Consider the following 19,466-nt stretch of genomic DNA (forward strand, 5'->3'; position numbering starts at 1 on the left):
CTCGACCAACCCGATCGAGCGCCTCAACGGCGAGATCAAGCGGCGCACCGAGGTCGTCGGCATCTTCCCCAACGACGACGCCATCGTTCGCCTCGTCGGCGCGCTCCTGCTCGAGCAGAACGATGAATGGGCTGTCCAGCGCGCCAGATACATGACACTGGAAACCATCAGCCAAATGAGCGATGATCCGCTCATCAGCCTACCAGCCGTGGCACGCTGATCATCCCGGCCCATGCCGGAGAGCGCGGCGACCAAGCCGTCAGCTACACCACTCCCTGGGACACGATCGCCAAGGCCCGCTTTCCTTAGCGAGCCGAGGAAAAACTCGACATCTTGCGAACGGGCCAACCGCGCCGAAACCACCTGGCGCATGTTCTTCACCAAATCAGGTTGATTTTGGTTCAGCCATGCGACCTCGCGATCAGCTGCGATTTTGTATCCTCCTTCGCCGAAAACGGCAGCGGCAAGCAAATGATAGACCGGATTCGACGGAAATGGCGATTTGTTGATCCACATGGCTGCCTGCGTATAATCCCCGCTGAAATACGAGCAAAGGGCCAGATCCACGTCATAGTAGCCTGACCCCGGGTTCTTCTGACGCGCCTCCGCTATCAACTGGCATCGTTCATGCCAATTTCCAGAAACCGCCAGGCGCTCTCCATATTCGCCCATAAACTCGGTGTCGTTCGGGTTGATGGTCAAAGTCTGCTTGCCCACTTTCAATGCGGCATCGATCTCCTTGTGGTAATAGAGCGCAACCATTTCCGCCTGGCGTCCCCGGATGTTGACAGGATCAAGCCCCACAGATCGCCTTGCCGCCGCCAAGGCGCGATCGAGCGCAGCGGCGGACTCGGCGGGGTCGGTCCGGTCGCGATGAACTCCCGTCCCGCCCTTCCTAGCTCATCCCACTCGATCAGCGAGGTATCGCTTCCGGTCTTGCTGGGGTCGGCAGGCTGTTGGGTCTCGGGCTCGATCAGTTCATCGAATGCCTGGAAGGACGAATCCGCGGCATGGTGCAAATCTGAAGAAAACGCCGTTGACCACCGTCCAGAACAACGCAGCCGCAGCGGCAATGCCGATCACGTATGACACGCGTTTCGGCACGATCCGGCCAAGCATTCGCGAGATGAACAGGAACGTGACCTGAAACAATCGCGCCAAGAGGATCAAGAGCACGAAGGTCAGCAACGCGATCAGACCGACCTTCAGGGGGTGCGCAGTGTCTACCGGCTCGAGCCTCATGAGCTGCCGGATCGAATTTTGCCATTCCGAAGCCTGCCAGAGAAACGCGACGGCAACCAGGATGCAGGTGGCCGCAGCGACGAGTTTGATGGCCCGCAAGATGCGGCCGGTGGGCTTGGGCAACTCCAGATAGTCGGCCAGCCAGCGCCCGAACACGCCAAGCCCATATCCGGCCGCGAAAGAACATCCGGATAGAACGCCTTGCGTCACAAACGTGCGTGGAAGCAGCGTAGGGGTGAGCGAGGCCGCAAAGAACAGTGTTCCGATCAGCAGGCCAGCGGCTGAGAAGGAACGCCAGACTCTGAAGATCCAGAACAGCCTCATTGGAGCGGCCACGTGCGATCGCTGGAGTGCTTCGAGGCAGCTTGCCGTGCAAGATACGTCGGCGCAACCCGCAACTGCGCGGAACCACGGCGACGCCACGAACTCGATACCAATCTGGAGCAGTCTTTGTTCTGGAGGTTTAGGGGTGCGGTCGCTCGCCGTTCACCGCGCGTGTCAAAGGAGACTGAGCAGCGCGGCACGATGGCCGAGCTTCATCGTTTGTGGAGGTTAGAAACGGAGTTTGGAACAGAAAGGCCACAACTCACAAAGCGCAAGGATAACAAACGCTTACTGTAGATCTGGCGATTCCGCGATGTGCGATGCTTGCTAGCGATGTGCGCGGAGGTGCGCTTGGATTACGCTACGGCCCCTTCCGGCCATCCTCTGTTAGGAGCGTTGCGCAGAACGACAATTGGATGGAAACAGGTGGACAAACGGCCATGGCGGCATCACCTGACGACGCTGCTGCTGCGCGCGGGCTATGCCCTACGTGCCCTACAAGCTCGCTGGAGAGCGTGATCGAGCAGAACAAGGAAGTTATTACCTGTCGCTTCGGCGGACGCAGGGGACGATCCGGATGGATGCGCCGGACTGGAACGCATGGCTGGAGTTCTTCCTGCGGGCCTTGCAGAGCCAAAAACAGCACCTCGAGAAGAAGATGGAGCGCGAGCAGGTCATGCTCGCTGCGCTGCCGGAGTCATCGGTCCCGATCCTCGAACTGGCGAGTGAGCATGGCCGGGCTACGGTGGCCGAGACCGCGAGGGTCAGCGGCGCGAGCCGCAACACGATCAAGGACCATCTGAAGGCGCTGGTCGAGCATGGCCATCTGACCAGGCATTGCTCAGGTGCCTGGACACCAGAACGCCAGGCTCGAAGCAGCAAGTATGCAAATTGGTGGAAATTGCCGGAACCGGCTTAGCTTCGAGAATCGCCAACGCCTCATCGGATGTCCGTGCCTGTCGGAGTCGCGCCCGAACCTGAGATGCCCGAAGCAGCCGGCATATTTGGGAAAGGGCAGGGAGGAAGGCGGACGTGGCAGAGGCCGGCCAAAGTATAGTGTAAATGAGGTCGACGGGATTGTCGTCCGGGCCGTCGAAATCGATAGGCTGAGCCAAACGTGTCAAAGACGCGGCAGGCGAAGAGATCATACCGAGCAGAGCGTGGGGGATCGCGACGCCACGACCGATGCCCGTCGAGCCGAGACACTCACGGTCGAAAAGACCACGGATAACCATCTGCTCGTCAAGCCCATTTCTCCGAGCAATCCTGATCGCAATTTTTGACAAGGCTGATTGCTTTCCCTTCGTCACAAGATCAAGCGAAATGTCTTCTTCTGACAGGATGGGGGAGATCATCAGGGTCAACCTCCGTGTCGATCCAGACGCGATCGCAAATGAGCGTTCCGCCGCACTGGTCAAGCAGGACAGAGCTCTCAGTGGACTGAGGAGTGGAGATGAGGCTGGCTGTCCCGGACGCGAACTCTCTCGCGTCCGGGCTAATGGCCCGTTTTGAGGCGTTAGGCTCCCGCCGGAAATTGAGGCTGAAAATATTCAAAGCAATTCAGAGGTAGTGGAAAATTTTTTGAAAATCAAGCAAAACAGGTACGGGCCTGACTAGCAGAAATAATGCTTTTAAATGCCAGTTATTTTCGTTTGACGAACAGAACAGTCTCCTGCTTGCTAGCTGGGCGCGAACATGCCGTGTCAGAAAGTGAAAATCGAATTTTTAGACGGACTTCCAGATCTTCAGCCGTCGCAATTTTTATTTCAACCAGGAGATGCCGTGATGAAAAAACTCGTCCTCGCAGTTGCCTTGACAGTGGGCAGTTCGCTTTGCGCCATGGCGGCGAATGAGGTCACCAAAGCTCCGCCAGCCGCTCCTTACGAACAGGTCAGCAAGCTTGTGAAACTGCCCGACTTCCTGCCCGGCATGGGCCAACTTTTCGTCGATCCGACGACATTGCCTGCCGGACCATTCCTTGCCTATGACCACGATGGCGAGCTTGTCAGCACGATTTACATGCTGCCGATCAAAGACCTCAATCCGGACAAGCGTTTTGACGACCTCGCTTCACCCGGCGGCAATGTCGACCATGTGGACGTCTACTACAATGCCGGTCATCCGGGGGTAGAAGAGCCGCATGTCCATGTCGTGCTGTGGCATGTTTCGGCGGCTGACGAGGCACAGGTCGCCAAATGACACTGACGCGTCGTGAGATACTGGGCGCTGGCGGCGGGCTCGCCGCCGCCCTTTCCCTCTCTTCTCTGGCCGTGTTGGGTGGCGAGATGATCGAAGTCAAGATGCAAGGGCGCGACGACGGTTCACACGTCTGGTTCGACCCGATAGGCATTCTGATCAAACCAGGACAGACGATCCGCTGGACCAATCTCAATCCCGGCAATTCGCACACGACGACGGCATACAATCCCACAAACTTCGAGCGGCCGCTCCGCATGCCCAAAGCGGCAAAATCTTGGGATTCTGACTATCTACTGCCCGACGAAAGCTTTTCGGTTACTTTCACCGAGCAGGGGGTCTATGATTATTACTGCATTCCGCATGAGCATGCTGGAATGGTCGGTCGTATCGTCGTCGGCGAGCCCGAGGCGCATGACTGGACGGAGCTAACCGGAGCGAAGGGAGACCTACCGGAAGAGGCCGTCAAGGCCTTTCCGATGGTCGAAGACATCATGACGAAAGGGATCGTGCGGCGCGCCTAGGCATGCGTGCAGGATGCATGACACCAGCAACAGGAGAACCCAAACGACGATGCGAATGGGAGCCCGAGTTTCCTGTTTGTCGTCAACGATCGATAGGGGCGACCATCATGACCGGCAGCGCGTTTCCATACGATAATGAAACACGAGCGAAGCGCGACGAGCGTCAGGTAGATATGCCTCTCGGTGCTCGGGCCGCAGCCCAACAACGTGAGCGTGCCACACATCGGCTTGCCGCCTTAGGCGAGATGACTGGCGGTATTGCCCATGATTTCAGAAACCTCCTGGCAGTCATCGGATCCGGCCTGAGGCTTGCCGAAATAAGAGCCGAGGAGCCCGAAAGCGTGAGGACCTACATTGCTGCAGCGCGGCAGGGAATCGATCGAGGTATCGAACTGACGTCACTGGTACTGGCCTTCGCAAAACATCAGGAACTCGAAATCCACGCTGGCAATTTGAATGAATTCCTCAGGTCTTTTGAGCCTTTCCTGAGATATGGCGCAGGCCCCGATGTCCGCGTCAAGCTGGAGCTTGGTTCCGATATCCCGAACTGCTTGATCGACCCGGCGCTGTTCGACTCTGCAGTGCTTAATCTCGTAATGAACGCACGAGATGCGATGCCAAGTGGCGGGGAGATCCGCGTCACCACTGAGCGATTGGTGCAGACGGCCCCGACGCCTGACCTGCCCGGGCCCGAAACCTACGCATGCGTTCGCGTCAAGGACAATGGTTGCGGCATGGCTCCGGAAGTCTTGCGAAAGGTGTTCGATCCTTTCTTCACGACGAAGGGTGAGAAGGGCACCGGGATAGGGATGTTGCAAGTGCAGGCATTGGCGCAAATGGTTGGTGGTCGGATCCGGATAAAGAGTGAGCGAGGGATTGGAACAACGGTCGACCTTCTGTTCCCGTCAATCCAAGCGGACCTTTAGACGCCCAACAACTCCTACAATTTGATGTCGGCGCTCGCGACGGAATGCAATCCTGCCAGGGCAGGACCTACCACGCTCTCGTCCGCACTTGCGGATTGCACCGCGTAAACCGGATAGGAGAACTGCGGCATTTCAGGCACAAGGTGCAGCCGGCCGGCCTCCATGTGAGGCCGCACAGAACTCATCCTGAAATATCCGGAGCCGCCAGTCGCAAGAACATAGCTCAGTGCGAGCGGACCGAGATCGAAAGAAAGATCCGGCGCAGCACTTGGGAAATTCATCCCGTGGTGAAGTTCAAAATCCGGCCCCCAATCCATATAAACATAATCGGATTCGTCCAGGAGGCGCGCTTCGGAATTGGTCGTCACGAGGACGAGTTTTTCCTCCAGAAGCAGATCGATCTTCAAACCCGGTCTGTGGGGGGGCGCGTACATGATAGCCAAGTCGACCATTCCTGACGCGACCTGATTGATCAAATCCTTCGGCACATCGACGTGTACTCGAAGTGCAATATCCTGAAGCGACCCGCGCATCCATCGGACCCAATCGAGCAGAAGAGGTTGCGCTAGGCTGACTTCGCTGCCGACCGTCAGAACAGCTCGACGTCCCGGGGGCACGGCAACCTGGTGAAGGGTGCGTTGCCATAGTTGGACGAACATCGGGGCGTGGCGCAGAAATTGCTCACCGGCCGGGGTGAGAGAAGCTCCGCCTTTGTGGCGAACAAAAAGCGCGCGGCCCAATTGCTGCTCGAGGTTGCGAATCCGTGCGCTTACGGTCGTCTGGGCGACATTCAAGCGCTCCGATGCCCGAATGAAACTCCCTGTCGAAACGATCTCGATGAAAGTCCGGGCGAGTTCAATGTCCATAAAACATATAGCATAAAAATTGCATTTAAATGTCAATCAATTTCGTTTGCTAGATAGCTAGTCAGAGCAATAGGCTTCGAGATTATCCACCCAGCTCTGCGCTGAATGCTGCGCAGCGCCGGTGGGAGGGAGCGCAAGCAAATGACCGACAGGAGTTCGACCATGTCCCCAGTGCAGCAGGAACTTAGCGTCACCAGTGGTTTGCGCACGGTTGCACCCGCCCGGCACCGTTCAAAGGTCGTGAAATTCATCAGCGAGGTCGCCAAGGAGGCGGCCAACGATGCACCGACCTCGGTTGAGATCTTCTCTGACAGCGGCCACTGGTACTGTCGGGTTCGCCGCGGCCATGAAAAGACCCGGCCGATAGGCCCCTATACCAAACAACAGGCCGAGCGGATCCAAGAAGCTCGGAGAATGTCGATCGCAGAAAGAGGAACCTCTCGGATCATGTTCGAGTAAGCGAGGATCTCACGATCACGCCGGCCTGACGGCAAGATCCACTGGCACGCGGAACGATTCCGAGGGTGAGCCCCATCAGTAGAACATTCCTTCTGTCCGCATGCTGGTTTGTGAGCGCGTCGTGCGCTTAAGACAGGAGAAAGGAATACGAAACGAATCGTTTTGACCTCGGCCGTGTTGGCGCTTTCCGCCGGCCTTTCCTTTGCCCAGACGCGAGCGGAACTTCGGGCGAGACCTCCACGACCACAACCACGACCACGCTTTATCTGCCGGGCTTTCTAACCCGGCCAGTTGCCGGTGGGCCATTTCTTTAGCGAGACCCACCAGGGGCATCGACCTTTTGCATCTGGTCCGCGTCACCGCCATTGGCGACGCGTTTCCGGATCGTCTTATCGCAATGCCCCTTGGGCGGCTAATAGCCTGTACTTTTCGAAGATCGCTAGCTTCTGCGGATAGGTGATCCGTACCTTGGCGTTGCACCCGTCGCATCTGAAGTGCGCGATCGTCCTTAGCGCAGAGCCCTTCCTTACCGCCGGATGCGAGCAATTCGGACAATCGAATGCGAGCGCAACATCAGACAAGTCTTGGGCTAAACCCATTTCCATCTCCTTCGCAAGCGCTGTGGCTACACTCTGGCGGGACTCAATGGGGCAATGCAGATGCGAATGCCAACGCGGGACTAGAACAATTCGTCAGGGAAAGCCACCAAGCTAGTGCGCCTTCTCTGCGCCCTTTGAGAGACGAAGAGACCTCAATTCATCCAGCAGTTCGCGCTCCTTGGTAGTAATGTTTCGGAAGATTGCGACAATCGCCACCGCTAAGGCCTCGGCATCCCGGCTTGAAGAGTCCATGTGTTCATCTGCGCAAACCTGATCGAACACGCGTTCGCAAATAGCCAGATCATGAGGGCTGAGGCAGGTGCGATTGAAACGCCGACGCAGCATCTGTGCGAACCTTTCAGGGCCTGTTGCCAGTGTTTGCGGCGGACTTTTTTTGTCGATGAACCGCTGAGGCGTGATTGGAATAAATTTACTCGCTGACCGATAATTGGTCTTTCAATAGTCCCAAAATCAGCGCGCACTCGCGAGCTCTATACTGTCCAGCAATCATAAGTTGGCGGTAATCCCGCAATTTTTGTTCTGGGACATGAAATCCTCGCCGAAATTCCGCCGCCTCTTTCGGAGTTCGTGTGCAACCGAGTCTACTGGCGGTGACTTTCAAACTCGCCAGTGAGCATCCGACCTTGGCTGCAATATCTTTCAAAGGTTCGTTATTAAAATATCCATCAAGAATTATCTTGCGACGAGCTTCTGTTTTGAGGTTTGCGTTCATTTCGTTGCCTCCTCAACTACGCTTTCACCGTGCCAGACTCTATACGCACCACGTTGAAGAGTGTCGTTATCGTCGCATCCAGAAACTTATCTCGGAATGCATTTCTTGCTGTAACCCAGTGTGATAGCCCTCTGTGGACTCGCGTTCAGCTGGTCTTGCCAGATGGCTGTGATACACCACATGATTGCGGTGGCGATGGGCATACCGGAATCGGATACGGCACTACGCGATGGACGCTAAGAGGCAGGACAAGGCGCTTGCGAGGCAGGCGCTTGAGCGCGATCGACGTCGTTGGCCGCGCGAAGCTCAGCCTTACAATGAGGCTGCCCCGTCACTTGCGCCGGCGCTCGAACCTTTGCCCTTTTCGACGCTCGAACTGGCGCCAGAAGATCAATTCGTCGCTTGGCAGGCGCATATGGCTCCGCTTGTCGAGATCAAGTTGCCGGATGACAAATCGCTCGACGATGGCTTTCCCGCCGACCACACGGCTTGGAACCTCGGCGGCATGCTGATCGTTCAACAGCGCGCACCGGCACATAGTTATATGCGTTCTGCTGCGAAGCTTCGGTCCAGCTCGATCGATCACTGGTATATCGCTTTGCCGCATACTGGCCGGTCGTGGACGGAGGTCGATCGCCGCGTAGCGGAAAACCAGCCGGGCAAATTGGAGATTAGATCGCTTGGCTACCCGTTTCGCGGGAGGGCAACGGAATCCCAAAGTCTCTTTCTCTATTTGCCGCGTGATTTGTTCGCCGATGCGGCGGCAACCCTGGACGCAAAGAATAATTCAATTCTGTCCGGCAACTTTGCCGACCTTTTGCTCGACTACCTCAAGAACATCGAAGCAAGACTGCGCAGTCTCACGGCTGACGATCTGCCCCGCATCGTGCACGCAACACGCAGCATGATCATTGCCTGCCTCTCGCCCCCGGCGGAACATGCCGCGGCCACCGAACAATTGGTGAGTGTCGCGCTGATGGAGCGAGCCCGTCGATACGTCCACAACAATCTGGATGCGGCTCATCTGACGCCGGATTCAATGTGCCGGGCGCTCGGCGTCTCGCGCTCTCGTCTTTATCAGTTGTTCGAACCGAGCGGTGGTGTTCTCCACTACATACAAAGTCGCCGACTTCTGGCAGCCCATGTTGCGCTTAGCAATCCGGCGGACAGCCGGCGCATTGTTAATATTGCCGAAGCCGTCGGGTTTAGTTCAGCGGCTAATTTCAGCCGAGCTTTTAGCAAGGAATTCGGCTACAGCCCCCGCGAAGTCCGAAGCTCCGTGGTGTTACCGCGCCCCGCCCACTCTGTTTCGCATGCCGGACACGAGGAGGCCTCTTCCTTTGAACATTGGCTCAAAGCGCTCGGAAGCTGAGTACAGGATCGGGGATGGTTGAAGTGGGGCGGGCTCAAAACAGGGGCGGGGAAGATCAGCCGCCTCATGGACCAGAATATTTCGTGTCGCGTCCACCGCGCCATCAATTATAGCCAATTCCCGATTTATCGACCAACTGTTCATCGATGTCGCCGCCCATCACAGCGGAGCATACATTGCAACTACGCAGCATAAGACACTTGTTGAGACCGCGAGTCGTATGCTTGCCAAGTCAAGAAACAAAGAGATAGAGCGGTTCTGCGGTTCCTTGAAATGACGAACCGCTCTAGCCCGGATTATCTCACCAGCAAAGGGCTGCGTAGGCTGGCGGCGATCCCGGACAGCAATTAGCCGGTCGGGAACGGTGCAAGAGCGCCTCGCCGAGCAAGATATGTACGCCGGGATAAGTATTAGGATGCAAAGCCAACGACAGATCGGGCTCGTGCGTAGATGCTTGCAATGCTTGGCGGGGGCTCGGCGGCTTGGCGGGGGCTCGGCACAGGTGGCAGGCATCATGTTGGGGAGATGTCGTGCTGCCTGTGCCGATAGCCGCCGCTGCGCGGTCAAAGGTGGCGTCATTGAGTAAGCGTGCCAAGGTCGTTGGCGGCCGGCTGGAGTTTCTTCCGCCGCAGATCCCGACGCGGGTCGAGCGGCCGCCTGAAGGTGAGGGCTGGGTCCACGAGGCCAATCTCGACGGCTATCGAACCCAGATCATCATCGATAATGCCGGTGTGCGTCTTTACAACAAGAACGGCCGCGACTGGACCACGAAATACTGGCCCATCGCACTAGCCGTCGATCTGCCATGCCGGACTGCCATTCTCGACGGCGAAGTCATTGTTCCCGGCGAGCAGAGCGCTTTCGATTGCCCTGCGCTGGAAGCCGCGATCTGGAACGAGCCGAGCCGGCTGGTGTTCGTCGCGTTCGATATCCTCCATCTCGACGGCCGCGATCTAGACTCCTTGCCGCTGCTGCAGCGCAAGCAGGCGCTATGGCAACTGATTGAGCCTGGCCTAGGCAAGATCCAATACAGTGAGCATTTCGAGGGCAGCGCGCTGGCGCTCGTCCGCACCGTCGAGAAGATCGGGCTCCATGGAATCATCTCGAAGCGCGCCGACAGCCGCTACAGGAGCGGACTGTCGAACACATGGCTGAAGGCCAAATAATTCGAAGAAGCCGACTCCCGAGTTGGGGGTCGTTTATGAGCAAGGTACGGCTCCAATGCCCCTGATGGCGGCTCACGGGGCGTCCTCATCGATTTGAGGACCGTGCAAGATTACCACCATAGGAGACAGCGCTGTTCGCTTTGGATCTGTTGAATATCAACCCCGGGGATGAGTTGCATTGCGTTCTGCAACCGCTCGCTGGATAGTCCTGGCGATGTTGCAGACCTTGATGACTCATTGGCCCCAGGTCCTCGCGATCATTTCGGTGGTGATGGCGGCCATCGGCATCGTCCACGCCATAATGACGAAGGAAGACGTCCGCGCCGCCACAGGGTGGGTCGGCGTGATGTTCCTGTCGCCATTCCTCGGCGCGATCATCTACGCCGTTGCCGGCATAAACCGCATTCGTCGTGCAACGATCAGCGCCATGCGGCCCCCTTCCAGCGAGGCGGCTTCCGCAAAACATGAGCGCAACTTTGCCGCCGAGGAATTGATTGCCGAGCGGTACGGCCAACGCTTCACCGGCCTGAAGACATTGGGCGACAGGGTGGCCCGGCGTGCCCTGACCTCAGGAAACGCGATTGCGATATTGGAGACAGGTGACGAGGCCTATGCCGCAATGTGCCGAGCGATTGATGGCGCTCAACGCGCTATCCTGCTCGAGACCTACATCTTCGACAATGACGATGTCGGACGGCTTTTCGTGGAATCTCTCGCCGGAGCCGTCCAGCGGGGTGTCAGCGTTCGCGTGCTGATCGATGCCGTCGGGGCGCGTTACTCCGTCCCCAGCATTCTTGGGCGCCTGCGAGAGGCAGGAATCACAGCAGACCTCTTCAACGGCAACATTGTCATGGGCCTGCGTCTTCCCTACGCCAACCTCAGAACGCACCGGAAGATCCTGGTCGTCGACGGCACGATTGCGTTCACCGGAGGGATGAACATCCGAAAGGGATTCTCAGCCGAGTTCGCCGGCTCCTCCAGCGCGAGGGACACGCATTTTCAGGTCACCGGGCCGGTCGTTGCCGACCTTTTTTCGGTTGCCGCCGAAGATTGGCGCTTCGTGAGCGGCGAACTCCTGAAAGGCGACACCTGGCAAGTGGCCACGCTTCCCGCGGCTCCCGGTCAACCGATGCTGGCGCGGGCGGTTGCATCCGGGCCGGATGCCAGCATCGAAACGAACCACAACTTGCTGATCGGGGCATTTTCCGTCGCCCGCAAATCGATCCGCATCATGTCGCCCTATTTCCTGCCGGATCGGGAACTGATCAGCGCGCTGACGACCGCAGCCAGGCGAGGCGTCGAGATCGACATCGTGGTACCGGCGATGAACAATCTTTTCCTTATTGACCGGGCGATGACGGCGCAATTCGATCAGGTCCTGAAGCACTATTGCCGCGTATGGCGCACGCAGGGCTCGTTCGATCATTCGAAGCTGCTGTCGGTCGATGGAGTTTGGGCTTTTATAGGATCCTCCAATCTTGACGCCCGGTCCCTGCGGCTGAATTTTGAGATTGATGTAGAGGTTCTTGATGCAGGCTTTGCCGCGGAGATTGAAGCGCGGATCGGATCGGCAATCGCCTCCGCCACGTCTGTAACGATCGAAACCTTGAGAGCCCGGCCATTCATCGTCCGCCTGTTCGACCGAGTGTTGTGGCTGGGATCGCCCTACCTTTAGAGGCTTTCTCGTTCTGCCCGCGGCAATTCGGGCGACGCAGCCATCGCTCCTTTCGAGCGCCGCATCTCGTCAGGGCAGGAAAGCAGCGATTGCAGATCCTGTTTGAGTGAGACAAAGCTAAGTCTTGAAGGTGGTGAGGACGAGCAGCAGACTCATGCAAAGAACTGGACATAGCTTTCCTGCAAGTGTGCTCAAATCCATTCGCGACAGAAAAAAGCAGAAGGCGAAGGCTGCGCCGTCCGAAGGGGCACGCCCCGCGGGGACTCTGGTCGCATCTTACAACGTTCACAAATGCGTGGGCGTCGACAGAAAGTTCGATCCCGAACGAATCGGTCGCGTCATCCGGGAAATCGGCCCGGATGTCATTGCGTTGCAGGAAGCGGACAATCGCTTTGGAGATCGTGCCGGCCTTCTGGATCTGCTGCGTCTCGAATTGGAAACAGGCCTGGTGCCGGTGCCGGTGTCCGGAAACGGCAAAGGACACGGCTGGCACGGCAACGTTCTGCTTTTCAAACGGGGCATCGTTCGCAATGTCCATCAGATAAAGCTCCCGGGGTTGGAGCCGCGCGGAGCCCTGGTTGCCGAAATCGATCTGGACGAGAAACGAACTCTGCGCATTATCGCAGCCCATCTCGGCTTGCTGCGCCGATCGCGCTCCGAACAGGCCCGTGTCGTGCTCGAAATCATGAACAGACCGGACGAAAAACCAACACTGCTGCTCGGCGATTTGAACGAATGGCGACTCGGAAACCGTTCCGCGCTGAATACGCTGCACACGACTTTCGGTCCCGCGCCACCGGCGGTCCCCACCTTTCCATCGAGTCTGCCGCTGCTGTCGCTCGACCGGATCATGGCAAACCGACACGGAATGATCTCATCCGTCGAAGCCCATGACACGCCGCTTTCGCGGGTCGCCTCCGATCATCTGCCGCTTATAGGATTCGTTCGCCTGTGATGTAGCTGCCGAGCCCCATGGATGGAGATCGGTTCAAAGGGAGCTCTAGACTGGACTAGCGGAGCGGGGCGGCCCAGCGGCTTTGGTTGCGGGGGGAGGTCGCTGGGCCTAGCGTTCGGGGGCGTGCTCACGTGGCTGGTGAATACGCGACTCTCCCCGATCAGGGAAACGTCCATCCAAGCCCCATGGAAGGCACGAGACTCGACCATGAGTGGGAACGGCTCAGCCCATACCAAGACGCAAGAATTTAGGTTACCTTTCTGGGACTGAGCTGTCGCGACTTATGGTCGGGTCGCATCATGTGGGAGACCTTTCTCCAATCTCAAAGCCGCTTCCATGCGTCGATCGCTATTTCAGAAGTATTTTCTAGTCTTGTTCGCGGCGGCCATTTTTCCGATGGCTGCCGGTGGCATCAGCAACTGGTGGTTCAGCTATGTCGACCAGCGTGCGATCCTCAGTGCCCTGCTGCGGTCCGAGGCAACATCGGCGGCCGACAAAATTGAGAGCTTTCTTGACGGCATCAAGATTCCGCTCGGCTCCACGATCCCCGAGGACGTGTCGGCCAATGCCAGCGTGAAACAGCTTCGGCTTCTTTTCCTGCGTGTGATGCACCAGGTCCCGGGAATTCTCAGCATCAGTTTCGTCGACGGCGACGGCGCAGAACGGCTGCACGTCTCGCGCGTTGGCTCAAACAGGACGGAAGGCGGGGCGGACCGCTCGGGCGATCCCGCTGTCGTGGGCGCCAAGACCGCGAAGGTCTGGTATGGCCCGGTCGCCTACCGCCAGGGTTCCGAACCGTCGGCAACCATGGCGATGGCGAATTACGACGATACAGTCCTAGAAAACACGATCATCGCCGAAATCAGTCTGAAGGCTATCTGGCTCATCGTTTCCGAAGTCCGCGTAGGCCGCAGCGGCCAGGCACTTGTCGTCGACGAGACCGGCCACCTCATCGCTCACCCCGCGATCAGCAAAGTGATGCAAGGCGCCGACGAGAAAGCAGCTTTGGCCCTGCGCGGATTGCGGGATGCGATCGCCGCCGCGGGCGGCACTGCGATTGCAAGCCGCAACGCCGAGAATGAACGCGTTGTGACCGCTGGCGCGCCCGTTGCCGCGGCCGGTTGGATGGTATTTGTCGAGCAGTCGCAGGCAGAGGCTTTTGCACCCCTGTACGCTTCATTGTGGCGAACCGGCGGGTTGTTCCTCGCCGCCACAGTCCTTGCGGCGGTACTCGCCTATTGGCTTGCCAGACGGATGAGCGGGCCAATCCGATTGCTGGAAGAAGGCGCCCTCAAGATCGGTGCCGGACAGTTCGATCACCGGATCGACATTGTCACTGGAGACGAACTTGAGCGGCTGGCTGCGCGGTTCAACCAAATGGCGGAGGAACTCGCCATATCGCGGGACCGCGATGAGCGAATGATGCGTTTGAAGCGCTTCCTGGCACCACAGGTGGCGGAGCTCGTAGAAAAGGCTGGCGACGAGAAAATGCTCGCCGGACAGCGCGCGGAAGTGGTCGCTGTTTTTTGCGATTTGCGTGGCTTCACCGCATTTTCGGCGCACGCTGAGCCTGAGGACATCATGCAGCTCTTGCGTGAGTACTACGAGGCGCTCGGCGCGATCATCACCCGGTATGAGGTGACGCTGACCAGTTTTTCGGCGGATGGATTGATGATTCTCGTCAACGCCCCGGTTCCATGTGAAGAGCCGGCGCTTCATGCCGTAAACATGGCTGTCGACATGCAGGATTCCACACAAGAGCTCATATCTGGGTGGCGGCAGCGTGGTTTTGAGATTGGCTTCGGCATGGGGCTCGCTATGGGGTGGGCAACGGTGGGTCGAATTGGCTATGAGGCCCGCGCTGACTACACCGCAATTGGCAATGTCGTGAACTTGGCATCGAGGCTGTGTTCGTCCGCTGAAGATCGACAAATCCTTATCGATTATTCCGTGACGCGCCATTTGCCTGGCAACATGCCGATCGTTGACCTCGGTACTCGCCAGTTCAAAGGCCTCGAAGGACACGTTCGCGTCTACAATGTTGAGACGCAAGGGATCGAGCGGCCGAATTTAGATCCTGCTGCGAATGACGCCACGGCAAAGGGCTAGGCTCCGCGGTTGCAAGCTTTCCTTTGAAAGCCCGCAGTTCTCAACTAAGGGATTCGCGGGCCGGTTTAGACCGACCCAGAGAATGTTGGGGCAGGGTGCATTTGGCGGAGGGAGTGACCTTAAGTTGGCCTAGTCGTGACTAGTCACTAGTAGCCAAGCTGTTGATATCGCTGAATTTTGCTTAACCACAGCTATTCAACTGATCTGTCGGACGGCTTCTAACGGTTAGTACGGCAATAGCCAACTAACACAAGGACCGCTCCGCAATGGCAACCAAAATCGACACTCTCAATCGTGAACTCCGCAACCGCGTTAAAGCGGGCCAGCCCAATCTTTGGTCGCACGGCAATGGCTTGTGCTTTGCGCTCGCCAAGAACGGCAAGGCGTCATGGGTCATCCGCTACACCGTCAACGCCAAGCGCCGCGTGATGACGCTCGAACCGCATTCCGACCCGATCAGCGAACGCAAGCTGAAAGAGCTAGAAATGGTCGCAATCGAGTATCGAGACAAAGTGAAAGCCGGGATTGATCCGCTTGCAATGCGCGAGGCAACCGCGAACCGTTCGAAAAGCACTTCTGGCGACACCTTCGAAACTGTCGCACGTGACTACATCGCAACCCATAGCACTAACTGGCGCAATGCCAAACACGCGGCACAATGGACCAGCACGTTGGAGGCGTTTGTGTTCCCGAAAGTCGGGCGGGAGCTACCACATGAAATCAGCGTTGACGATGTGCTGTCCGTTTTGCAGCAACCGCACATTCGGCGCGGCAAGCGATTGCCGTTGTGGGATGCCGTACCGGAAACCGCATCGCGCGTCCGGATGCGCATCGAGACGATCATTGCCGCCGCGAAGTCCAAGGCACTCGGAAGCGCCAACCCTGAAACCAAGGCTTTGTGGAAGGACCACCACAACCCGGCGAAATGGGAGGATGGTTTGCAGCATTGGCTTGGTAAGAAGGGAAAGCAGTTCAAGGGCAATTTCGCAGCGATGGCTTTTGCAGACGTTCCGGCCTTCGCACAGGAATTGCAGACCAAGACCGACTATTCGGCAAAGGCGCTCATGCTGACGATCCTGTGTGCTGTTCGCACGTCAGAGACGTTGAATGCAACGTGGTCGGAATTCGATCTTGAAGCCGCGAATTGGATCATTCCAGCCGAACGCATGAAGGCAGGCGTCGAGCATCGCGTTCCGTTGTCGAGCGCCGCAATCACACTGTTGAAAGGCTTGCATCGTTTTGCTGGCAATCCGTATGTCTTTCCGGGTGCGAAGCGCAACAAGCCGCTGTCCAACATGGCGATGCTCGAAATGTTGCGTGGAATGCGAGACGGTTTGACCGTTCACGGCTTCCGAAGCGCATTCCGCGATTGGTGCAGTGAAACAACACTCCATCCCGACACAATCGCTGAAATGGCGCTTGCACACACCATCAAAGATAAAACGGTTGCAGCGTACCGTCGCGGCGATGCCTTTGAGCGCCGCAAACAACTCATGCAGCAATGGGCGGATTATATTTTGATCTCCAACGATAACTATAAGCGGGAATGGCAACGATTGATCGCTTAACTATTCATCTTGTGGATAAATATTGTAAATGACCCGGTTTTCCGGGCCATTTTTCTTGACTACTCACGATTAGCCGTGCTTCAGATATGGTTGCCGCCTCGATTTGGGCGCGCGTAAGCGGTGGATGCCGCAAGCCACGGCAAAAGACGTGGCGCTCCGGGTGGATGCCCGATCCCGACAACCCCGGAGAGATTTTGAAAGGCATCCCCATGGACGCTATGACGATACTCACGCGCGACCAACTTTGCGCAAAACTCTTGATTTCCGACACCACGCGCCAGCGGCTCGAAAAGACCGATCCGACGTTTCCGCGCAAACTGCACGTCTCGCCGCGCAAGGTCGGCTATCTCCTTAGCGACGTGCAGGCATACGTCGCGCGGCAGCACCAAAAAGCGGCCTAACGGTTTGTAAAAGCGGTTAGACGGCAATTTTTGCTGCCGTCACCGCTGCTAAATGCGTAGTATTTTCAAAAGGTTATTTGAAACTAGTTCAACGGACGGGTGCTCCGCCGAACTTAAAGAAAAAGCCCGGCAGGCCGTAGAAGCCGCACCGGGCAATAGGAATAAATGCAATGAACGATTTAGCACCGCTCGCGCCAGCGGGCAACCCGGTCGCGCCGTTAGACTACGCTCTTTGGCTGGCATCGCTCGGCATAGCAGTTTTCCCGCTCAATCCCGCCAACAAACTGCCGTACAGCAATCGCGAAGTCGCGGCGATCATCAACACTCCCGAACCGTCGCAAAACCAAGGGGGCTTGAAGTTCGCCACAATGGACTTCGCATCAATACGCGCATGGTGGCTGAACTGGCCGGGAGCGTTAATCGGCATTCGAACCGGAAGCGTATCCGGCGTCTATGTTCTGGATATCGATCGCAAGAACGGCAAGGATGGTTTCACCACGATCATCACGAACGGCTGGACCATTCCGCAGACGGTCGCGCTGCAAACCCCGTCCGGTGGCGCGCACTACTATTTCCGCATTCCTCGCGATGGCTCGCGACGATGGAAGACAGACGCCGGAACGCTTGGAGTTGGCGTAGATCGAAAAGGCGACGACGGCTTTGCGGTCTGGTATGGCGCTGATCTATCGCAGCCAATGACCGAGCCGCCCGCATGGATGATCGTCAACGGCGGCATCACGACCGGACGGCCGCGCGAAGATCGCAAACCGCTCGGGACGGAATGCGCGCCAGATTTTGAGGTGGCAGCAAAGGCGCTACAAGCGATTGATCCGAATGACCTGGACTATCACGAATGGCGGAACGTCACTTTCGCATTCCGGCAAGCCGCAACCGGCCTTGTCCACGACGATTTCGTGCGCATGGCTTGGGATAGCTGGTGCGCCCAACACCTCGCCAATGAAAAGGCCGACAACGAGAAGCTTTGGCGATCCGCCGACAATGGAACGCAAGTTGGTTGGTCACACCTTCATTGGAAAGCTTACGGGCGACCGCCGCAGCCTGATCCCATGACCTTGTTCGGCGGCGCAGCCTATTTAGTGCCGTCCAGCGCGAACGTGACGCAAACACAGCCTGCACGACCGCAACAGCCGCAACAGCTTGACGGCTATGTTGAGATCATTTCGACCGCTTCCGGCGACAGCGGAAAAAACACGCTCATGGAAACCGTTAAAGTTTTGCACGGCAACTTGCCGGTCGCATTTGACGAGTTCACGCAAACGGTGCTGGCAACGCATCCGCTGCCATGGGACAAGCTTGGAAGTTTCCCCCGCCAGTGGACAGAATTGGACACCATCCATTGTCAGCTTTCCGTCCAAGCGCTTTTCGTTAAGCCGGGAAAGGAAACCGTTCACGACGCGGTGGCGATCATTGCCAACAAACACAAGCGCCACCAAGTCCGCGAATATCTCAACGCGCTTCAGTGGGATGGCGTTCAACGCCTGCCGCAACTCGCATCGCGATATTTCGGAACGCCTGACACGTCTTATGCCAGCATCATCATGACCAAGTTCATGATCGGCGCGGTCGCGCGCATCATGCATCCGGGCAGCAAAATGGGCAGCGTGATCATTCTGGAAGGCAAGCAGGGAACAGGCAAATCAAAGGCAATCGCCGCGATTGCAGGACCGGATTGGTTCACGGATGAATTGCCGGACTTGCACACGAAAGACGCCGCAATTCAGCTTGCGGGAAAGTGGATCATTGAGGTTTCCGAACTGTCGGCGCTCAAACGGTCCGACGTTGAGACGATCAAGAAATTCATGGACCGATCGACCGACCGCTATCGCGCACCGTATGAAAAGATCGCAGCCGATCACCTGCGGCAATGCGTGTTTGTCGCCACCACGAACGACGAAAATTATCTCAAGGATCAGACCGGCAACCGCCGTTTCTGGCCGCTGGCATGTGGCACAATCGACGTTGAAGCAATCAAGCGGGACCGCGACCAACTATGGGCGGAAGCGCTCACACGCTATCGCAACGGCGAACGATGGTGGCTTGAAAACGATGAAACAAAGCTAGCGGAAATCGAGCAAGAGGAACGCCGCGAAACCGATCCGTGGGAAGATCGAATATCAGCGCACGTTGCGGCCTTGAACGGACTGCCGACGACCTTTGCGCAAATCTGCTTTGTTCTCAACATTCCTTTTGAGCGATTGAATTCGACCGTCAACAAGCGTGTCGCACAATGTTTGAAGCGCTCTGGATATGTTCGAAGGCAGGTTCGCAATGGCGAATTTCGCTCTTGGCTGTATGTGAAAGAATAGGCGCGTTAATTGCCATAATTCTCC

Annotated in this window: 17 protein-coding genes and 2 pseudogenes; 14 read left to right on the plus strand and 5 right to left on the minus strand. The window is 57.5% G+C overall.

Annotation, left to right across the window (positions count from 1 at the left end; all coding sequences use genetic code 11):
* Positions 1-220 (plus strand): transposase (locus M727_RS40145; protein WP_036262659.1); only part of this gene is annotated, 220 nt, incomplete at its 5' end.
* A gap of 680 nt (positions 221-900) precedes the next feature.
* Here M727_RS40145 and M727_RS36750 read toward each other — a convergent pair.
* Positions 901-1,566 (minus strand): annotated as a pseudogene (locus M727_RS36750) (alpha/beta-hydrolase N-terminal domain-containing protein).
* A gap of 490 nt (positions 1,567-2,056) precedes the next feature.
* Here M727_RS36750 and M727_RS41560 point away from each other — a divergent pair.
* Positions 2,057-2,485, plus strand: a complete 429-nt coding sequence (locus M727_RS41560) for a winged helix-turn-helix domain-containing protein (RefSeq protein WP_245268699.1) — start codon at positions 2,057-2,059, stop codon at positions 2,483-2,485.
* Between the two features lie 10 nt (positions 2,486-2,495).
* Here the strand turns inward: M727_RS41560 and M727_RS43085 are convergent.
* A pseudogene (locus M727_RS43085) lies at positions 2,496-2,921 on the minus strand (PTS sugar transporter subunit IIA); the annotation flags it as partial.
* A gap of 430 nt (positions 2,922-3,351) precedes the next feature.
* Here M727_RS43085 and M727_RS0118655 point away from each other — a divergent pair.
* The 3 genes from M727_RS0118655 to M727_RS0118665 all read left to right on the plus strand — a co-directional run bounded on the left by M727_RS0118655 (position 3,352) and on the right by M727_RS0118665 (position 5,212).
* The gene (locus tag M727_RS0118655; RefSeq protein WP_027153955.1) at positions 3,352-3,765 is read left to right on the plus strand and encodes a DUF5602 domain-containing protein; all 414 of its coding nucleotides are present in this window, start codon (positions 3,352-3,354) and stop codon (positions 3,763-3,765) included.
* Positions 3,762-4,286, plus strand: a complete 525-nt coding sequence (locus tag M727_RS0118660; RefSeq protein ID WP_027153956.1) for a plastocyanin/azurin family copper-binding protein — start codon at positions 3,762-3,764, stop codon at positions 4,284-4,286. Before M727_RS0118655 ends, M727_RS0118660 begins: the two co-directional genes overlap by 4 nt.
* 107 nt (positions 4,287-4,393) lie before the next feature.
* The gene (locus tag M727_RS0118665) at positions 4,394-5,212 is read left to right on the plus strand and encodes an ATP-binding protein (RefSeq protein WP_027153957.1); all 819 of its coding nucleotides are present in this window, start codon (positions 4,394-4,396) and stop codon (positions 5,210-5,212) included.
* Between the two features lie 14 nt (positions 5,213-5,226).
* Here M727_RS0118665 and M727_RS0118670 read toward each other — a convergent pair whose 3' ends face one another.
* On the minus strand, positions 5,227-6,078 hold the full coding sequence (locus tag M727_RS0118670) for a LysR family transcriptional regulator (protein WP_027153958.1): 852 nt from the start codon (positions 6,076-6,078) through the stop codon (positions 5,227-5,229).
* A 141-nt stretch (positions 6,079-6,219) separates the two neighbouring features.
* Here M727_RS0118670 and M727_RS0118675 point away from each other — a divergent pair, with 141 nt between their 5' ends.
* Positions 6,220-6,537: a hypothetical protein gene (locus M727_RS0118675; RefSeq protein WP_156941557.1), complete on the plus strand. Its 318-nt coding sequence runs from the start codon at positions 6,220-6,222 to the stop codon at positions 6,535-6,537.
* Positions 6,538-7,247: 710 nt separating this feature from the next.
* Here M727_RS0118675 and M727_RS41565 read toward each other — a convergent pair.
* Both M727_RS41565 and M727_RS41570 read right to left on the minus strand, forming a co-directional pair.
* Positions 7,248-7,481 carry a hypothetical protein gene (locus M727_RS41565; RefSeq protein ID WP_023801795.1) on the minus strand — a complete coding sequence of 78 codons (234 nt, stop codon included), beginning with the start codon at positions 7,479-7,481 and terminating at the stop codon, positions 7,248-7,250.
* Positions 7,482-7,566: 85 nt separating this feature from the next.
* Positions 7,567-7,869 carry a hypothetical protein gene (locus M727_RS41570; RefSeq protein ID WP_128172562.1) on the minus strand — a complete coding sequence of 101 codons (303 nt, stop codon included), beginning with the start codon at positions 7,867-7,869 and terminating at the stop codon, positions 7,567-7,569.
* A 229-nt stretch (positions 7,870-8,098) separates the two neighbouring features.
* Between M727_RS41570 and M727_RS0118685 the strand changes: the two genes are divergently transcribed.
* The 8 genes from M727_RS0118685 (at position 8,099) to M727_RS39195 (ending at position 19,442) form a co-directional block, all read left to right on the plus strand.
* Complete coding sequence (locus M727_RS0118685; protein WP_027153960.1) at positions 8,099-9,241, plus strand: helix-turn-helix domain-containing protein; 1,143 nt, start codon at positions 8,099-8,101, stop codon at positions 9,239-9,241.
* Between the two features lie 578 nt (positions 9,242-9,819).
* Positions 9,820-10,407 carry a DNA ligase gene (locus M727_RS0118690; protein ID WP_027153961.1) on the plus strand — a complete coding sequence of 196 codons (588 nt, stop codon included), beginning with the start codon at positions 9,820-9,822 and terminating at the stop codon, positions 10,405-10,407.
* Positions 10,408-10,621: 214 nt separating this feature from the next.
* Positions 10,622-12,082 (plus strand): phospholipase D-like domain-containing protein, encoded by a 1,461-nt coding sequence (locus M727_RS0118695; RefSeq protein WP_027153962.1) that lies wholly within the window; start codon positions 10,622-10,624, stop codon positions 12,080-12,082.
* 154 nt (positions 12,083-12,236) lie between these two features.
* Positions 12,237-13,037: an endonuclease/exonuclease/phosphatase family protein gene (locus M727_RS0118700; RefSeq protein WP_027153963.1), complete on the plus strand. Its 801-nt coding sequence runs from the start codon at positions 12,237-12,239 to the stop codon at positions 13,035-13,037.
* A gap of 336 nt (positions 13,038-13,373) precedes the next feature.
* A complete protein-coding gene (locus M727_RS0118705; protein ID WP_027153964.1) occupies positions 13,374-15,146 on the plus strand; it encodes an adenylate/guanylate cyclase domain-containing protein in 1,773 nt (590 codons plus the stop codon).
* Positions 15,147-15,412: 266 nt separating this feature from the next.
* Entirely contained in the window at positions 15,413-16,714 is a 1,302-nt protein-coding gene (locus M727_RS36760; RefSeq protein ID WP_084646790.1) for a site-specific integrase, read from the plus strand.
* A 164-nt stretch (positions 16,715-16,878) separates the two neighbouring features.
* Positions 16,879-17,115, plus strand: coding sequence for an AlpA family phage regulatory protein (locus M727_RS40155; RefSeq protein ID WP_198032658.1), 237 nt, complete (start codon positions 16,879-16,881; stop codon positions 17,113-17,115).
* Positions 17,116-17,285: 170 nt separating this feature from the next.
* Positions 17,286-19,442, plus strand: a complete 2,157-nt coding sequence (locus M727_RS39195; protein WP_051505646.1) for a VapE domain-containing protein — start codon at positions 17,286-17,288, stop codon at positions 19,440-19,442.
* Positions 19,443-19,466 lie beyond the last annotated feature (24 nt).

Origin of the sequence: Mesorhizobium sp. WSM2561, assembly GCF_000513915.1 — a bacterium.
Classification (GTDB): Bacteria; Pseudomonadota; Alphaproteobacteria; order Rhizobiales; family Rhizobiaceae; genus Mesorhizobium; species Mesorhizobium muleiense.